The sequence below is a fragment of the Alkalihalobacillus pseudalcaliphilus genome, assembly GCF_028610675.1.
Classification (GTDB): domain Bacteria; phylum Bacillota; class Bacilli; order Bacillales; family Bacillaceae_D; genus Alkalihalobacillus; species Alkalihalobacillus pseudalcaliphilus.
The window spans coordinates 56,456-73,587 of record NZ_JAQQWS010000016.1 but is presented as its reverse complement, the minus strand read 5'-3'; the positions used below and the strand labels follow the sequence as shown (position 1 = coordinate 73,587).

Genomic DNA, 17,132 nt, shown 5'->3' with positions numbered 1-17,132 from the left:
ATCCGAAGAGACAGTAGGACGTTGCCAGGCGATAAAGCACAATCCATTTGGATTGTGCTTTTTAATATGCATAAAGAGTATACTCGGCGCAAAAGAGCGCTGGTTCGAAGAAGCAGCTCCTACGAAGCGAAGCCCCGGAAAGCGATCGAAGGAAGAGAATCAAATACGTTCGTGAGAGACATCGGAGAAGAAGCTTCATGCCCTGAAAGAAGAGGACCGAAGAGACAGTAGGACGTTGTCAGGCAGATCAAGCTCGCAGCAAAAGGGACTGTTTGGAAAAACAGCACCTAGAAGCAAGGCACCTGAAAAAGATTGAAGAACGATTTGCTAGGTGACTAATATTTGTCTTTATTATAATCGTTTGTAGGGAATTTATCTTCGTACAGCATGAACGTAAGAAATATGTTAAAGTAATAAATAACTTATTGTTTAGATTATTTTATTTAATTTTGAGGTGAAAGGTGGTCCTGATATGGAGTTGTTTACTGATATTTTGATGGCTGTGTTACCTCTTCTCATAGTTGGAACCATATCGGTATTTGTCATCAGAAGTATGATATATAATTATAAAAAGGGCAAATATAAGGAAGAAGAGCAGAATCAATCTGTTAATTTGTTAACATATGGAATGATTATGGGAGCGGGGTTAGGCATTTTACTAAGTATGTTCTCACCAATTTCCATGTTATATGCGGTTAGTATAGGACCTGGAATTGGTTTCTTAGTTGGTTATTTTATTTTTGATTATAAGAATAAAGTAAGGTATTCGTAACTGATTGTAAGGAGATTATTTCTGGAGCGTGAAATCCATTTTGAAGCACCTAATTTCAAAATGGATTTTTTGGCATACTCCAAGTCTAAAAAGTAACGAACTAAACTCTTATAAATGAATCAACCTTATTTCTACCTGTGCGGTATCAATACATCATACGAATGTTTTATAAGATATAAGGCTATACTAGGTGGAGTAGATTTGTTGCACTTTTATTCGTGCTTGCTTATAATATACGTATAAAGTCAAAGATAGTCAAAGTCAAAAATTGTAGTATTTTGTCAAAGGGAATGCCTTTTTGGAAGGAGGGAATAAGTTGAAAAATGTTTCCGATGTTATTGAAGGCTATTTAAAGAAAATACTTTTGAATAGTGGTAAAGATATTGTCGAAATAAAAAGAAGTGAACTCGCACGTCAATTTCAATGTGTCCCTTCCCAGATAAATTATGTTATTGGAACACGATTTACAATTGAAAAAGGATATTTGGTAGAAAGTAAAAGGGGTGGTGGTGGATATATCCGTATTATTAAAGTACAACCCGCTACTGAAATTGCTTTATATGATCAAATTATTGAGTTAATTGGACGCGGGATTGACCAGCAGGCAGCGGAAAATATCATTATACGCTTATATGAAGAGGAGTCCATTTCAAAGCGTGAATGCAAATTAATGCTTAGTGCCATGGAAAGAACTCACTATCAAACATCGATTCAGCATCGTGACGAAATTAGAGCCAATTTGTTAAAAGCAATGATACGAACATTAAAGTATATTGATACAGATGAATAAGTTAGGTGGTGTAGAACATGCAGTGTCAAGATTGTCAACAAAGGCAAGCAACATTACATTTTACCAAAATCATAAATGGGGAAAAAACAGAATTCCATATTTGTGAACAATGTGCAAGGGAGAAGGGTGAGCAATTCCCTGGTACAAATAGCTTCTCTATTCATCAATTACTATCTGGATTATTAAATTTTGAGCAGCCTGTACAAGGGAAATCAGCATCTATAAATAATCTGACATGTGATAATTGCGGCATGACTTATGAACAATTTACAAGAATCGGTCGCTTTGGTTGTGCTCATTGTTATGAGAACTTTGAATTGAAGTTAGAACCAATTTTAAAAAGAGTGCATAGTGGTAATAAAGTTCATGCAGGCAAAGTGCCTAAACGTATCGGGGGAAAAATCCAATTAAAGCGTCAGATTACGGAACTAAAAACAGAAATGAAAAAATTCATTGATAAAGAAGAATTTGAAGAAGCTGCGCGAATTCGTGATGAAGTAAAGCAATTAACCGTATTAATGAATGAACAAGAGGAGGGCTCTTGACATGTCTTTAGAACGATTTATATCAGAGGCCATCAGCCCTTGGATGAAAGAGGATGGCGTGGAATCAGAGATTGTATTAAGTAGTCGAATTCGTCTTGCTCGTAATATAAAGCAATTTAAGTTCCCCCTTTTAGCTTCTACTGAGGAATCTCAAGCTATAGTTAAGCATGTTGATGAGGCGTTAAAAGATAAGAGGCCCGAAAGTGTTAAGCCATTAGAGCTTTTGTTAATGGAAGATATGAGGGTTAATGAAAAAAGGGTGTTAGTTGAGAAGCATTTAATAAGTCCAAATTTGGCGGAACAATCTAAGTTTGGTGCCGTATTATTAAGTGAGGATGAATCTATAAGTATTATGTTAAATGAAGAGGACCATCTTCGCATTCAATGCTTATTTCCGGGCTTTCAATTAATAAATGGGTTGGAAACTGCCGGTGAAATAGATGATTGGATTGAAGAACACCTCACTTATGCCTTTGATGAAAAGCGGGGGTATTTAACGAGTTGTCCCACAAATGTTGGAACGGGCTTACGGGCATCGGTTATGATGCACTTACCAGCACTTGCGATGACCCAACAATTAAATCGGATTTTACCTGCAATTAATCAATTAGGATTAGTTGTTAGAGGAATTTACGGTGAAGGTAGCGAAGCATTAGGTAACCTATTTCAAGTATCTAACCAGTTAACTTTAGGAAAATCTGAAAAAGATATTGTGGAGGATTTAAGAGGTGTAGTTCTCCAACTTATTCAACAAGAAAAGGCAGCTAGAGAGTACTTATTGGAAAATTCAAAGCTTCAACTTGAAGACCGAGTATATCGTTCATATGGTATTTTGGCTCACAGTAGGGTCATAGAATCCAAAGAAGCAACTCAACGCTTATCAGATGTTCGCTTAGGTATTGATTTAGGGTTAATAAAAGGAATATCAGGGAATATCCTTAATGAATTAATGATTTTAACACAGCCGGGATTTTTGCAGCAATTTGCTGGAGATGTGCTGAACGCTGACCAGCGTGATGAAAGAAGAGCTGCGTTAATACGTGAGCGCTTGCAATTAGAGGAGAAGACAGATAACTAATGATGGAGGTGGGCGTCTATGATGTTTGGACGTTTTACAGAACGAGCACAAAAGGTATTAGCTTTGGCACAGGAAGAAGCAATTCGCTTAGGACATAATAATATAGGAACAGAGCATATTCTTTTAGGTTTAATCCGAGAAGGTGAAGGAATTGCAGCGAAAGCTTTACAGGCATTAGGCTTAGGCTCTGAGAAAATCCAAAAAGAAGTGGAAACGCTTATTGGTAAAGGCCAAGAAGGATCTAAAACTATTCATTATACACCGCGTGCAAAAAAGGTCATTGAATTATCCATGGATGAAGCACGTAAGCTTGGTCACTCCTATGTAGGTACCGAACATATCTTGCTTGGTTTAATTCGTGAAGGTGAAGGTGTAGCCGCTCGAGTCTTGAATAATCTCGGAGTTAGTTTAAATAAAGCTCGTCAGCAAGTGTTGCAATTATTAGGGAGTAATGAAGTCGGTAGCTCTGCACAACAAAGTGGAGCAGCAAGCCATGCTAGCACACCGACTTTAGACAGCTTAGCTCGTGATTTAACTGCGATTGCCCGTGAGGAAGCACTTGACCCTGTTATAGGTCGTAGTAAGGAAATTGAGCGTGTTATTCAAGTTTTAAGTAGGCGTACAAAAAATAACCCTGTCTTAATTGGTGAGCCAGGTGTTGGTAAAACAGCAATAGCTGAAGGATTAGCACAAGCGATTATTGCGAATGAGGTACCGGAAACACTTCGAAATAAAAGAGTTATGACATTAGATATGGGAACAGTTGTTGCTGGAACTAAATATCGTGGTGAATTTGAGGACCGTTTAAAAAAGGTTATGGATGAAATTCGCCAAGCAGGCAATGTTATTTTATTCATTGATGAATTACACACGTTAATTGGTGCAGGTGGAGCTGAAGGGGCGATTGATGCTTCAAATATCTTAAAGCCGTCATTAGCACGTGGGGAGCTTCAATGTATTGGAGCGACCACATTAGATGAATACCGTAAGTATATTGAAAAGGATGCGGCATTAGAGCGTAGGTTCCAGCCTATACAAGTCAATGAGCCAACATTAGAAGAGTCTATTCAGATTCTCCATGGCCTGCGTGATCGTTATGAAGCTCATCATCGCGTTACGATTACAGATGATGCCATCTCTGAAGCCGTGAAACTATCAGATCGATATATTACCGATCGTTTTTTACCAGATAAAGCGATTGATTTAATTGATGAAGCAGCTTCTAAAGTTCGTCTTCGTTCCTATACAGCTCCACCGAACTTAAAAGAACTTGAACAAAAGCTGGAAGAGACAAGGAAAGAAAAAGATGCAGCTGTACAAAGCCAAGAATTTGAAAAAGCAGCATCATTACGTGATTCAGAACAGCGTCTGCGTGAAGATGTAGATGAAATGAAGAATGAGTGGAAGAAAAAACAAGGTCAAGAAAACACAGAAGTGGTCGTTGATGATATTGCCCAAGTTGTAGCAAGCTGGACGGGAGTACCTGTTTCGAAATTAGCAGAGGAAGAAACGGATCGTCTATTACGTATGGAAGAGATTCTTCACGGTCGTGTCGTTGGCCAAGAAGAGGCGGTCGTATCAATCTCCAAAGCGGTACGCCGTGCTCGTGCAGGCTTGAAGGATCCGAAGCGTCCAATTGGTTCTTTTATATTCTTAGGGCCTACGGGTGTTGGTAAAACCGAATTAGCAAGAGCGGTAGCTGAAACGTTATTTGGTGATGAAGACTCGGTTATTCGAATTGATATGTCAGAGTATATGGAAAAGCATGCGACGAGTCGCCTAGTAGGTTCTCCTCCTGGATATGTCGGTCATGAAGAAGGCGGACAATTAACAGAGAAGGTACGTCGTAAACCATATTCAGTGATTTTATTAGATGAAATTGAAAAAGCACATCCAGAAGTCTTTAACATTTTACTTCAAGTGCTTGAGGATGGACGTTTAACCGATTCAAAAGGGCGTACGGTTGATTTTCGTAATACAGCTATTATCATGACATCTAATGTTGGGGCGAGTGCTTTAAAACGAAACAAATATTTAGGTTTCGCTATTGAAAGTGAAGGTCAAGAATATAAAGATATGAAAGATAAAGTTATGAGCGAGTTAAAACGTAGCTTCCGCCCAGAATTTTTAAATCGTATCGATGAAATTATTGTTTTCCACTCACTTGAGAAGAAGCATGTTCGTGAAATTACGAATTTAATGGCAGAGCAGTTAAAGAAGCGTCTTTATGAGCAAGGAATTGACTTAGAGTTAACGGAGAAGGCATTAGATAAAATTACTGATATTGGTTATGATCCAGAGTATGGAGCAAGACCATTACGCCGTGCTTTGCAAAAGCAAGTGGAGGATCGGTTATCTGAAGAGTTGTTAAAGGGTACGATTTCAAAGGGACAAAGAGCGGTCATTGATGTAAAAGATGATGAATTATATGTTGTTGCTAAAGAAGATACGAAAGTTAAAAACTAGGTCTTTTTAAGAGAGCTAGTAACATTTTCTTTGAAGGGCCAGGAGTTGTCATAAACTCCTGGCTTTTTACCATACAATAAAAGGTAGTCAAGATATAGAAGAAAATTATATAAAGTAGGTTATGTCCATGCCATTAGTAACGCGTTAAAATATGCGGAATGCCGGATTTTCGATCTGAAAAAGAGAGTGAAAAAACGTACAAAACGAAAAACAAGGCAATAACATAGGCGAAAGTTATATCTCCACGTCATACTAAGTATACTTTCATCCAAAATCAATGCTTAATTTTCATGCTAGAGGGTCATTCTAATAAGAGTATAAACATAGGATCATAATTCCAACTTTTATAGCTGATTTTTGCTACAATATAAGCAAGAATGTTTCAAGGAAGTAGGTAGGTTAGGTGGCGAAAAAAAAGACCAAGTTTGTTTGTCAAGAATGTGGATATGAATCAGCTAAATGGATGGGGAAGTGCCCTGGTTGTCAGGGTTGGAATACGATGGTGGAAGAATTTGAGCAAGCAGTCAAGGCCTCAAGTAGAGGGTATGTAACCTCGACACAGGGAGTGGCCAAACCACAATCGATTATGAAGGTTGAAAGTGAGAAGGAACCGAGAATAAATACGACTATGGTGGAGCTAAATCGAGTACTTGGTGGTGGCGTTGTACCTGGCTCACTTGTTTTAGTTGGTGGTGACCCGGGTATTGGTAAATCAACGCTACTTTTACAACTTTCATCAAAGCTTGCTGCCGAGAAGCAACGTGTCCTTTATATTTCAGGTGAAGAGTCCGTGAAGCAAACGAAACTTCGGGCCGATAGGTTACATTTAAGCAATGATGAGTTGTTTGTTTTAGCAGAAACTGATATTAGTCTCATCGAGCAAGCTATAGATGAAGTTAATCCAGTATTAGTGATTATTGATTCCATTCAAACGGTATATCAAGACGAAATTTCCTCTGCTCCGGGTAGTGTTGCACAAGTTCGAGAATGTACAGCAACATTTATGAAAATAGCTAAGACAAAAGGTGTGTCCATTTTTATCGTCGGTCATGTAACAAAGCAAGGTTCAATTGCTGGGCCCAAATTACTTGAGCATATGGTTGATTCTGTTCTTTATTTTGAAGGGGAGAGACATCATACATATCGAATATTACGAGCGGTCAAAAATCGTTTTGGATCGACGAATGAAATGGGCATTTTTGAAATGAAAGAGCTAGGTCTTGAAGAGGTGTTAAACCCTTCAGAAATCTTTCTTGAAGAACGTTCACAAGGTGTGGCAGGTTCCATTGTAGTTGCATCAATGGAAGGGACTCGTCCGGTATTGGTTGAGCTACAAGCGCTAATCAGTCCAACTAGTTTTGGGAATCCTAGAAGAATGGCAACGGGAATTGACCATAATCGAGTCTCCTTATTAATGGCTGTATTAGAAAAGCGAGTCGGCTTATTATTACAAAACCAAGACGCCTATTTAAATGTCGCAGGGGGCATACGATTAGATGAGCCAGCCGTAGATTTAGCGGTGGCTATAAGCATTGCTTCAAGCTTTAGAAATCAAGTGACCAATCCAATGGATGTCGCCATCGGTGAAATTGGTTTAACTGGTGAAATAAGAAGAGTAGCTCGAATTGAACAAAGAGTCAACGAAGCTGCTAAACTAGGCTTTAAAAGAGTTATTATTCCTGAGAAAAATATCGGTGGTTGGACATTTCCAAAGGGGATCGAAGTGGTTGGTGTTTCTAGCTTAGAGGAAGCATTGGATACGGTGTTAGGAGGGTAATAGAGAAATGGATGAACGTAAAAAGAGTAATTTTATTCAAGACGTATTAAGGTTAGTGTCACCAGGAACAGCATTACGAGCAGGAATTGATAATGTTTTAAGAGCAAATACAGGTGGATTAATCGTGCTCGGTTACAACAATGAAATGATGAATATTGTTGACGGTGGCTTTTTTATTAACTGTGATTTCTCACCGGCTTATCTATATGAATTAGCAAAAATGGATGGGGCGATTATTTTAAATGAAGATGGAACGAGAATTTTATATGCCAATACACAGCTAGTACCTAATAATGGAATTGAATCCAACGAAACAGGGATTAGGCACCGGACTGCAGAGCGTGTGGCGAAACAAACAGGCAACTTGGTTATCTCGATCTCTCAACGCCGAAATGTCATTACCTTGTATCAAGGGGAGAACCGTTATGCACTCAAAGATATCGGTGTAATCTTAACTAAAGCGAATCAAGCGGTGCAAACGTTAGAAAAGTATAAAGTTGTCTTAGATCAAGGGGTAACAAACCTTGGCGCACTAGAATTTGAACAGCTTGTCACGTTTCAAGAGGTAATCCAAGTTATTCATCGCGTGCAAATGGTATTGCGTATTAAGCGCGAAATTATTAATTATGTCAACGAACTTGGGGATGAAGGTCGTCTCATAACGATGCAATTAAATGAGCTGGTTTCAAATATTGAAAAAGAGGCTATTTACTTGCTAAAAGATTATGTCAAGGAAAAGAAAACGGATGTCTATGAGACCTTACGTGAATTAACAAAAAGTGAGTCGCCCGAGTTATTAGATGACAATGAAATCGTCAAGATTTTAGGGTATAGTCGCATGACGAATGTACAAGATCAATCAGTTATGCCAAGAGGTTATCGAATACTTCATCGAATTCCACGCTTACCTAATTTAATTATTGAGAATCTAATTGAAAAGTACGGTGATCTTGCCCATATTATGTTTGCAAGTATTGATGAATTAGATGAGGTGGATGGGATTGGTGAAGCTCGAGCTAAAATGATTAAAAATGGTTTGAACCGTATCCAAGAGCAGCTTTTTGTTGACCGACATATCTAGGTAGCTCCTTTCTTCTAAATTTTCGACAAAAGCGTGTTGAAAAAAGGTGAAATTGACGCTTAATAATGGAATTTTATGTGAAATAGAGTTTGCTAGGTTTTGATTTTGAAAACTTGTCTATAATAAAGGCAAGGAGGTGAAATAGCATTGCTTAAACGGATTATACAATTATGTTTTATATTAATTGGAGGGACATTAGGATTCATTTATATGCCTGAGTTAATTCAATTAATAGGGGTAGAGACGAATTGGTTATTATCTCCATATGTCGGAGTAGTTATGGGTGGTTTGCTATTATATTTTCTTAGTTTATTGGTAGCTGATTATTTTGTTCGTCTCATTAAGCTGCTAGAAGAAGCGATCTTAAAAGCACCAGTAACGGACGTACTTTTTGGAACGATGGGTTTAATTATTGGTCTTATAGTTGCCTTTTTAATTCCATTAAATGCCTTTGATTTTGGGTTTGTTAGTTCAATATTACCGATTTTTCTTACTCTCTTATTAGGGTATCTTGGTTTTCAAATTGGTTTTAAAAAGCGGGATGAGCTTATCCAAGTATTTACGGTTACGAAGCAGTTAGGTCGTGAAAAGAATAAAGATGATGTGAATAAGGACTCTGATCTCAAGATTTTAGATACGAGTGTCATTATTGATGGTCGGATAGCCGATATTTGTAAGACGCGTTTTCTAGAAGGGACATTGGTAATTCCTGGTTTTGTTTTAGAGGAATTGCAGCACATTGCTGACTCTTCCGATGTGTTAAAACGAAATCGAGGTCGTAGAGGTTTAGATATATTAAATAAGATTCAAAAAGAGTTACCGGTGAATGTTGAAATTTACGAAGGTGACTTTGAAGAGGTGCAAGAGGTAGATAGTAAGCTTGTTAAGTTAGCTAAATTAACATCTGGTGTCGTTGTAACCAATGATTTTAATTTAAATAAAGTGTGTGAGCTTCAAGGTGTCGCGGTTTTAAACATTAATGATTTGGCCAATGCGGTTAAACCGGTTGTGTTACCCGGTGAAGAAATGAATGTCCAAGTGATTAAGGATGGTAAGGAGCACCATCAAGGTGTCGCCTATTTAGATGATGGAACGATGATTGTTGTGGAAGGTGGACGTGATTATATTAATAAACATATTGATGTAATTGTGACAAGTGTTCTACAAACAAGCGCGGGACGTATGATTTTTGCCAAACCGAAAGCGTTAGAAAAGGCATTATAATCTTAACTCTAAGAGTGAGCTATTATATCATCCATACAAGGAGAAAAGTAGATGGAAAGCCCAAAGGCTATTTCTCATCTACTTTTTTTAGTCAGCATTTATTTTTACAGTCTGTTTCTAGAAATTTAAAATACTGATCTGAGTGAACCTTCAAGAGTAAGCTTTTATCAAGCATGATGGTGGTCATTCGTGCTAAAATAAAACAGATAAGAAACGGGAATGGAGCGAGCGACATGGGATACAGTCTCGTTTTGTTGGCAGCAGGCCAAGGTAAACGGATGCAGGCAGGGAGAAATAAGCTATTCATTGAACTTAAAGGAAAACCTCTCATTACTTATACACTCAAAGCTTTTGAAGAAGATGAATGGTGTGAAGAGATCATAATCGTGGCTCATCAAGATGAAATAGATATACTGAAACAGATTGTTCGGGATTTTCATTATGAAAAGGTCAAAGTCATTTTGGTAGGGGGGGCGGAAAGACAAGATAGTGTTAGAGTAGGCATCGCAGCTATTGATATGGAAAAAATCGTACTCATTCATGATGGAGCAAGACCGTTTGTAAAAAAAGCGTATGTCCATCAACTAATCGCTAAAACCGAAGAAGTAGGGGCGGCTATTTTGGCGGTTCCAACGAAAGAAACGATTAAAGAGGTTCATCAGCAACGTGTGAGCAAAACGTTAGAGCGTCGGTTGCTTTGGAATGTACAAACACCTCAAGCTTTTCAATTACCCATCATTCAAGAAGCTCATCAACAAGCATTACAAGAAGGTCGAATAGGAACGGATGATGCAAGCTTAGTTGAATGGGTCAAGCACCCAGTTGCGATTGTTGAGGGAGATTATTATAATATTAAGATTACAACACCAGAGGATTTATTATTTGCAGAGGCGATCCTAGAGAGGGAAGTGAGGGAATAGCATGTTCAGAATTGGACAAGGTTTTGATGTGCATCAGCTTGTGGAAGGTAGACCTTTAATCTTAGGAGGTATAACCATTCCTTATGAGAAAGGGCTACTTGGACATTCTGATGCCGATGTTTTATTACATACGATTGCGGATGCTGCTTTAGGTGCGATAGCAGAGGGCGATATTGGGAAGCATTTCCCTGATACGTCAGCAGAATTTAAAGATGCTGATTCAGCAAAGCTATTAATGGATGTTTGGAAATTAGTGAAGGATAAAGGCTATGTATTAGGTAATCTTGACTGTACAATTATTGCCCAAATGCCGAAAATGGCCCCTCATATACAAGAAATGAGAACAAGAATTGCTACTTTACTGGAAGCAGACTTGGAACAAATTAATGTAAAAGCAACAACAACAGAGAAATTGGGTTTCACGGGTAGAGGAGAAGGTATTGCGTCACAAGCGGTTATTTTGTTAACAAAACAGTCTTGACGACCAGCCTTAAGTTGGTGCTACAATAAGAAAAGTGAAAAAGCGATTAGGCTTGATACAGAAACGGAGAGTGTAGAGAATGACTAAGGAAGTTCGTGTTCGTTTTGCTCCTAGTCCGACTGGACATTTACATATTGGTGGGGCTCGTTCTGCTTTATTTAATTATTTATATGCAAAAAATCAAGGCGGTAAGTTTGTTCTGCGTATTGAGGACACAGACCAAGCCCGTAATGTTGAAACAGCGATGGAGAAATTATTAGATAGTATGAAATGGCTCGGTATAGACTGGGATGAGAGTGTTGATGTTGGTGGTCCTTATGGTCCTTACCGTAGCATGGAAAGAATGGATGTATATACCCAACACCTTAATAAGCTGTTAGAAGAAGGAAAGGCGTACTACTGTTATATGACGGAGGAGGAGTTACAAGCGGAGCGAGATGCACAGCTTGCTCGTGGTGAAATGCCTCGTTATAGTGGCCGGGACCGTGATTTAACAGAGGAACAACGACAAGCTTATGAAGCGAAAGGATTAAAGCCTGTTATTCGTTTCCGTGTTCCGGGAGGTCAGGTTATTAAGATTTCGGACTCAGTTCGTGGTGAAGTATCTTTTGAATCTGATGGAATTGGTGATTTTGTTATTGCTCGTAAAGACGGTGTACCGATGTATAACTTTGCCGTTGTCATTGATGATCACTTCATGAAGATTAGCCATGTTATCCGTGGTGAAGAGCATTTATCGAATACACCAAGACAAGTGATGCTTTTTGAAGCGTTTGGATTTGAAGTCCCTACTTTTGCTCATGCATCATTAATATTAAATGCTGATCGTCAAAAGATGAGTAAGCGTGATGAGTCCATTATTCAGTTTGTTGAACAATATAAGGATTTAGGGTATTTACCAGAAGCGATTGTTAATTTCCTTGCTCTACTGGGCTGGTCGCCTGTTGGTGAGGAAGAAATTTTCTCATTAAAAGAATTAGAGGAACAGTTTAGCCTCGAGCGAGTATCAAAGTCGCCAGCTGTTTTTGACACAGGAAAATTAGCTTGGATGAATAATCAGTATATGAAAAAAGCGGATATCGATCGTGTATTAGCGTTGACCATACCACACTTACAGAAGGCTGGTAGGTTACCAGAAGAGATGTCACCGGAGCAAGCGCGATGGGTGGAACGTCTTGTGAGCTTATATCAAGAACAACTTCATTACGGAGCAGAAATTGTTGAGCTAACAGAGTTGTTCTTTAAAACAGAAATTGAGTATAATGAAGAGGCTCAGTCTGTGCTAGATGAAGAGCAGGTGCCAGAAGTCATGGGTGGCTTTTTACAAGAAATAGAGAAATTAGATGAATTTGTTGCAGCTAACATCAAAGGTGCAATTAAAGCAACTCAAAAAGCAACAGGATATAAAGGGAAAAAGTTATTTATGCCAATTCGTGTGGCTACAACAGGTCAAACACACGGTCCAGAGCTTGCCGATTCCATCGAACTATTAGGTAAAGAAGTTGTAATAGCCCGCCTAAACAAATTAGTATAAACGCATCAAGTAATTTCGCATACTATAAGAATTAAAAAATATAAAAAATAAACATGTATGAAGTTGTTTGTTAGTTGTAATTGAGAAAATGAGCAGTACTCAGCAGACCAAACATGCGGAGACTCCTATGGGACATAGTGGCGGGCTGAAATCCACTGGCTGTGCCAGTTAGTTCAGTGCCACCCCGCAGGACGCCGAGCATAATTTTCGGTAGCGACAGTAACGCTCTATGTTCGCACTAACTTTCATACAAAATACATTTATATATGATGAACGTGTTGAGAGGGAGTGTTACAAGCTCCTTTCGTTGAAAGAGAGGATTACCGATGGCTGAAAGTAATCTAACGAAAGACTTGTATACGTGCACCCTTGAGCCTTTCCTTGAACTTGATTAGTAGGGGAGAGCGTGTAGCGACGTTATACGCCAAAAAGAGAAGATGATCCGACTTAAAAAGCAAAACTACTTTTGGATCATTAAACAGAGTGGAACCGTGCGCGAGCGCCTCTGTGCATGTAAGAATGCATAGAGGCGTTTTTATTATGAGTTGAGCGAGCTTTCGGGGGGAGTGAGTGGAGTTGAAAAAAGTATTTAGAACATTACTAAGTGATTTAGATGTTGTTTTTGATCGCGATCCAGCAGCAAGAAGTCGGTTTGAGGTCATTTTTACTTATTCGGGTGTGCATGCCATTTGGATGCATCGTTTCGCTCATTGGTTGTGGAAAAAGAAGTTTTATTTCATCGGTAGATTATTATCACAGGTGAATCGTTTTATCACAGGTATTGAAATTCACCCTGGTGCAGTGATAGGGCAACGAGTGTTTATTGACCACGGTATGGGTGTGGTTATTGGTGAAACATGTGAAATAGGAAATGATGTCACCATATACCAAGGAGTGACATTAGGTGGAACAGGTAAGGAGAAGGGGAAACGACATCCAACGGTTGCTGATGGTGTATTAATTGCCTCAGGGGCAAAAATCTTAGGATCTTTTACCATTGGTGAAAACGCTAGAGTAGGAGCAGGCTCCGTCGTCTTAAAAGAAGTACCCCCTAATTCAACGGTTGTTGGAATTCCGGGTAAAATCGTGGTCCAAGATGGTATTAAAGTAGAGCAAAGCTTGAATCATCACATGTTACCAGATCCAATTGCTGATAAATTGAAAGAGCTAGAGGAAGAAATCCTTTCCTTAAGAAAAGAGCTTAGAAGCAAACAAAATGAGGAATAAGAATGGTAACTAACCGTTTCTTTTCTGCTCATAACGACCATAATAAGAACGAATGAATCGATCGTGAATATATTAATTAGTCAAATGACGGTTTAAAGAGTGCAAGAGATGATTATAAAGGAGAAATTCGTATGGCAATAAAGCTTTACAACAGTTTAACGAAAAAGAAGGAAGCGTTTATACCTCTTGAAGAAGGTAAGGTCAAGATGTATGTATGTGGACCAACGGTTTATAACTACATTCATATTGGTAATGCGAGACCACCGATTGTGTATGATGTAGTCCGCAATTATTTGAAATACCGTGGTTACGAAGTGAATTTTGTTTCTAACTTCACGGATGTCGATGATAAAATTATTAAAGCAGCGAACGAACTAGGTGAAGACGTATTTGAAGTGGCCAATAAATTTATTGAGGCTTATCACGAAGATACATGTGCCTTAGGTGTGAATAAGGCCGATCATCATCCTCGCGTAACAGAAACGATTCCGGAAATCATCGAATTTATTGAGAAACTGATTAACAAAGGCTATGCCTATGAAGCTGATGGCGATGTATACTATCGTACTAGAAAATTTAAGGATTATGGAAAATTATCTTCACAATCGATTGAGGATTTGCGTTCTGGCGCACGTATTAAAGTAGATGAGCGAAAAGAGGATCCATTAGACTTTGCGTTATGGAAGGATGTTAAAGAAGGAGAGATCTCTTGGGAAAGCCCTTGGGGGCATGGTAGACCAGGGTGGCACATTGAATGCTCCGCTATGGTGAAAAAATATTTAGGTGAGACGATTGATATTCATGCAGGTGGTCAAGATTTAACGTTTCCACATCATGAAAATGAAATTGCACAATCGGAAGCATTAACAGAAAAACCGATGGCTAATTATTGGCTGCACAATGGATTTATTAATATTGATAATGAAAAAATGTCGAAGTCGCTCGGGAATTTTGTTTTGGCACATGACATGATTCAACAGCATTCTCCAGAAGTCATTCGTTTTTTCATGCTGACTGCTCATTACCGTAGTCCGATTAACTTTAGTGATGAATTATTAGAGGGAGCCAAACGAGGTCTTGAGCGCTTAAAAGGAGCTAGACAAAGCTTAGTGCACCGCTTAGAAAAATCAGCTAATTATGGAGAAGAAGCTGAGTGGCTTGAAAAGATCGAGGGAGCGAAAGAAGCATTTATTGAAGAAATGGACGATGATTTCAATACTGCCAATGGGATTTCAGTGATGTTTGAGTTAGCAAAAGAAGCGAATCGTTATTTACGCGAAGAACAAACATCTGAACGGGTTCTTCAAGCTTTTATTGAGCGTTTAGATGAACTTGCATCGGTGCTAGGCTTGCAATTGGCTACAGAAGAAGAGATCTTGGATGAAGAAATTGATGAGCTAATTATACAGAGAAATCAAGCAAGAGTAGACAAGGATTTTGCACGTGCTGATGAAATCAGAGATTTTCTAAAAGAAAAAGGAATTCTCTTAGAGGATACGGCACAGGGGGTTCGTTGGAAACGTGGATAATATGAAATTAATGGAGCCAACAATTGATTTAAAGCAATTAAACCCGCTCGCCCTTGCTTATATGGGCGACGCGGTTTTAGATATGTATGTCCGCTATCAATTAATTGCTGAAGGGAAAGTTCGGCCACACCAGCTGCATAAGGAAGCGACGAGTTATGTCTCCGCCAAAGCACAAGCAATGATGGTACGATCATTACTTGACGAAGGGTTTTTAACAGCGCAGGAAGTTGCCGTTGTTAAGAGAGGCCGGAATGCCAAGTCAGGTTCTGTCCCTAAAAATACAGATGTTCAGACATATCGTTATGCCACTGCACTTGAGGCATTACTAGGCTATCTATATGTACTGGGTGAAAAAGAGAGATTAGATGAAGTCGTTGGACAGGCACTAGCTACTTTCAAAAATACCGAGGAGGTGGGCCCATGAGTGAAGAGTTTATTGTCGGTAAAAACCCTGTAATAGAAGCATTGCGATCAGGCCATACGATTAACAAGATATGGATTGCTGAAGGTGCACAAAAAGGCCAAATGGCAAAAGTGATAGACTTAGCCAAACAACAGAAGGTATTGGTCCAGCAAGCACCAAAACGTAAGTTAGAGCAACTAGTGAAAACGACCAATCATCAAGGGGTTGTCGCTTCTATTGCTGCCTATGAGTATAAAGAGGTAGATGATTTATTTGAGGTTGCTGCAAGCCGTAATGAAGAACCATTTTTCCTTGTATTAGATGAGTTAGAAGATCCACATAACTTAGGATCGATATTGCGAACGGCTGATGCAGTAGGTGCGCATGGTGTGATTATTCCTAAACGTCGTGCAGTAGGGCTGACCCAAACCGTTGCCAAAGCATCAACAGGAGCGATTGAATATATTCCGGTTGTTCGAGTGACCAATGTGGCAAGGACGATGGACGATTTAAAGAAACGAGGCTTATGGTTTGTTGGAACGGATGCAAAAGGCGAACAAGATTATAGACAAGCCTCCTATGATATGCCGATTGGATTAGTGATCGGTAGTGAGGGTAAAGGGATGAGTAGGCTCGTCAAGGAGAAATGCGACTTCCTCATTCAAATTCCGATGGTTGGTCAGGTTACATCTTTGAATGCGTCTGTTGCAGCAAGCTTATTGATGTATGAAGTATATCGAAATCGAAAGCCACTAGGTAAGTGATAAGAAAATGAAAGATATATTACTTGTCGATGGATACAATATTATAGGTGCGTGGCCGAAGCTGCGCACCTTAAAAGATAAGGACCTCGACCTAGCAAGGAATAAGTTAGTTGAAGTGATGGCGGAATACCAAGGGTTTACCGGTTATGAGGTCAAAGTGGTCTTTGATGCCCATATGGTTGAGGGTGTAGGGAAGAAGTATAAGAATTATCGAGTAGATGTGATTTATACAGGGAAAAATGAAACGGCTGATGAGAGAATTGAAAAGTTAGTTTCGGAATTAAAGCGTCTCGATCGCACGATCCATGTGGCAACTTCTGATTTCACTGAACAGTCGATAACGTTTGGAAAAGGGGCTTTGAGGAAGTCAGCGAGAGAGCTCTTAATTGAAACAGAAATGATGACAAAGGGCATTCATCATGCTGTCGAAAAAACAAGAAAAAGCCAAAGAACGACAAATCTCAAGCTTTCTGATGAAGTGGCAGAAATTTTTGAAAAATGGCGTCGAGGTTTATAAAGGGTAGTTGACCTTCTCGAAAAG

At 39.1% G+C, this 17,132-nt stretch carries 16 protein-coding genes; all 16 read left to right on the top strand.

Annotated elements, in window-relative coordinates:
* Positions 1-472 precede the first annotated feature (472 nt).
* The 16 genes from PQ479_RS20020 to PQ479_RS19945 all read left to right on the top strand — a co-directional run bounded on the left by PQ479_RS20020 (position 473) and on the right by PQ479_RS19945 (position 17,108).
* On the top strand, positions 473-772 hold the full coding sequence (locus PQ479_RS20020) for a hypothetical protein (protein ID WP_047990137.1): 300 nt from the start codon (positions 473-475) through the stop codon (positions 770-772).
* Between the two features lie 316 nt (positions 773-1,088).
* The gene (locus PQ479_RS20015) at positions 1,089-1,562 is read left to right on the top strand and encodes a CtsR family transcriptional regulator (RefSeq protein ID WP_047990138.1); all 474 of its coding nucleotides are present in this window, start codon (positions 1,089-1,091) and stop codon (positions 1,560-1,562) included.
* Between the two features lie 17 nt (positions 1,563-1,579).
* The gene (locus tag PQ479_RS20010; RefSeq protein WP_047990139.1) at positions 1,580-2,107 is read left to right on the top strand and encodes a protein-arginine kinase activator protein McsA; all 528 of its coding nucleotides are present in this window, start codon (positions 1,580-1,582) and stop codon (positions 2,105-2,107) included.
* Position 2,108: 1 nt separating this feature from the next.
* Positions 2,109-3,185: a protein-arginine kinase McsB gene (locus PQ479_RS20005; protein WP_047990140.1), complete on the top strand. Its 1,077-nt coding sequence runs from the start codon at positions 2,109-2,111 to the stop codon at positions 3,183-3,185.
* An 18-nt stretch (positions 3,186-3,203) separates the two neighbouring features.
* Positions 3,204-5,651, top strand: a complete 2,448-nt coding sequence (gene clpC, locus PQ479_RS20000; RefSeq protein ID WP_047990141.1) for an ATP-dependent protease ATP-binding subunit ClpC — start codon at positions 3,204-3,206, stop codon at positions 5,649-5,651.
* 403 nt (positions 5,652-6,054) lie between these two features.
* Entirely contained in the window at positions 6,055-7,428 is a 1,374-nt protein-coding gene (gene radA / locus PQ479_RS19995; protein WP_047990142.1) for a DNA repair protein RadA, read from the top strand.
* A 7-nt stretch (positions 7,429-7,435) separates the two neighbouring features.
* Entirely contained in the window at positions 7,436-8,509 is a 1,074-nt protein-coding gene (gene disA / locus PQ479_RS19990; RefSeq protein WP_047990143.1) for a DNA integrity scanning diadenylate cyclase DisA, read from the top strand.
* Between the two features lie 147 nt (positions 8,510-8,656).
* Entirely contained in the window at positions 8,657-9,733 is a 1,077-nt protein-coding gene (locus PQ479_RS19985; protein ID WP_047990144.1) for a PIN/TRAM domain-containing protein, read from the top strand.
* Positions 9,734-9,966: 233 nt separating this feature from the next.
* The gene (gene ispD / locus PQ479_RS19980; protein ID WP_047990145.1) at positions 9,967-10,653 is read left to right on the top strand and encodes a 2-C-methyl-D-erythritol 4-phosphate cytidylyltransferase; all 687 of its coding nucleotides are present in this window, start codon (positions 9,967-9,969) and stop codon (positions 10,651-10,653) included.
* 1 nt (position 10,654) lies between these two features.
* A complete protein-coding gene (gene ispF, locus PQ479_RS19975) occupies positions 10,655-11,134 on the top strand; it encodes a 2-C-methyl-D-erythritol 2,4-cyclodiphosphate synthase (RefSeq protein ID WP_047990146.1) in 480 nt (159 codons plus the stop codon).
* Between the two features lie 79 nt (positions 11,135-11,213).
* On the top strand, positions 11,214-12,668 hold the full coding sequence (gene gltX, locus PQ479_RS19970) for a glutamate--tRNA ligase (protein ID WP_047990147.1): 1,455 nt from the start codon (positions 11,214-11,216) through the stop codon (positions 12,666-12,668).
* Positions 12,669-13,244: 576 nt separating this feature from the next.
* The gene (gene cysE / locus PQ479_RS19965) at positions 13,245-13,895 is read left to right on the top strand and encodes a serine O-acetyltransferase (protein ID WP_047990207.1); all 651 of its coding nucleotides are present in this window, start codon (positions 13,245-13,247) and stop codon (positions 13,893-13,895) included.
* Between the two features lie 131 nt (positions 13,896-14,026).
* The gene (gene cysS / locus PQ479_RS19960) at positions 14,027-15,424 is read left to right on the top strand and encodes a cysteine--tRNA ligase (protein ID WP_047990148.1); all 1,398 of its coding nucleotides are present in this window, start codon (positions 14,027-14,029) and stop codon (positions 15,422-15,424) included.
* A gap of 1 nt (position 15,425) precedes the next feature.
* Positions 15,426-15,848, top strand: a complete 423-nt coding sequence (locus tag PQ479_RS19955; RefSeq protein WP_047990208.1) for a Mini-ribonuclease 3 — start codon at positions 15,426-15,428, stop codon at positions 15,846-15,848.
* Positions 15,845-16,591 carry a 23S rRNA (guanosine(2251)-2'-O)-methyltransferase RlmB gene (rlmB, locus tag PQ479_RS19950; protein ID WP_047990149.1) on the top strand — a complete coding sequence of 249 codons (747 nt, stop codon included), beginning with the start codon at positions 15,845-15,847 and terminating at the stop codon, positions 16,589-16,591. Before PQ479_RS19955 ends, rlmB begins: the two co-directional genes overlap by 4 nt.
* 7 nt (positions 16,592-16,598) lie before the next feature.
* On the top strand, positions 16,599-17,108 hold the full coding sequence (locus PQ479_RS19945; RefSeq protein ID WP_047990150.1) for an NYN domain-containing protein: 510 nt from the start codon (positions 16,599-16,601) through the stop codon (positions 17,106-17,108).
* Positions 17,109-17,132: the final 24 nt, after the last annotated feature.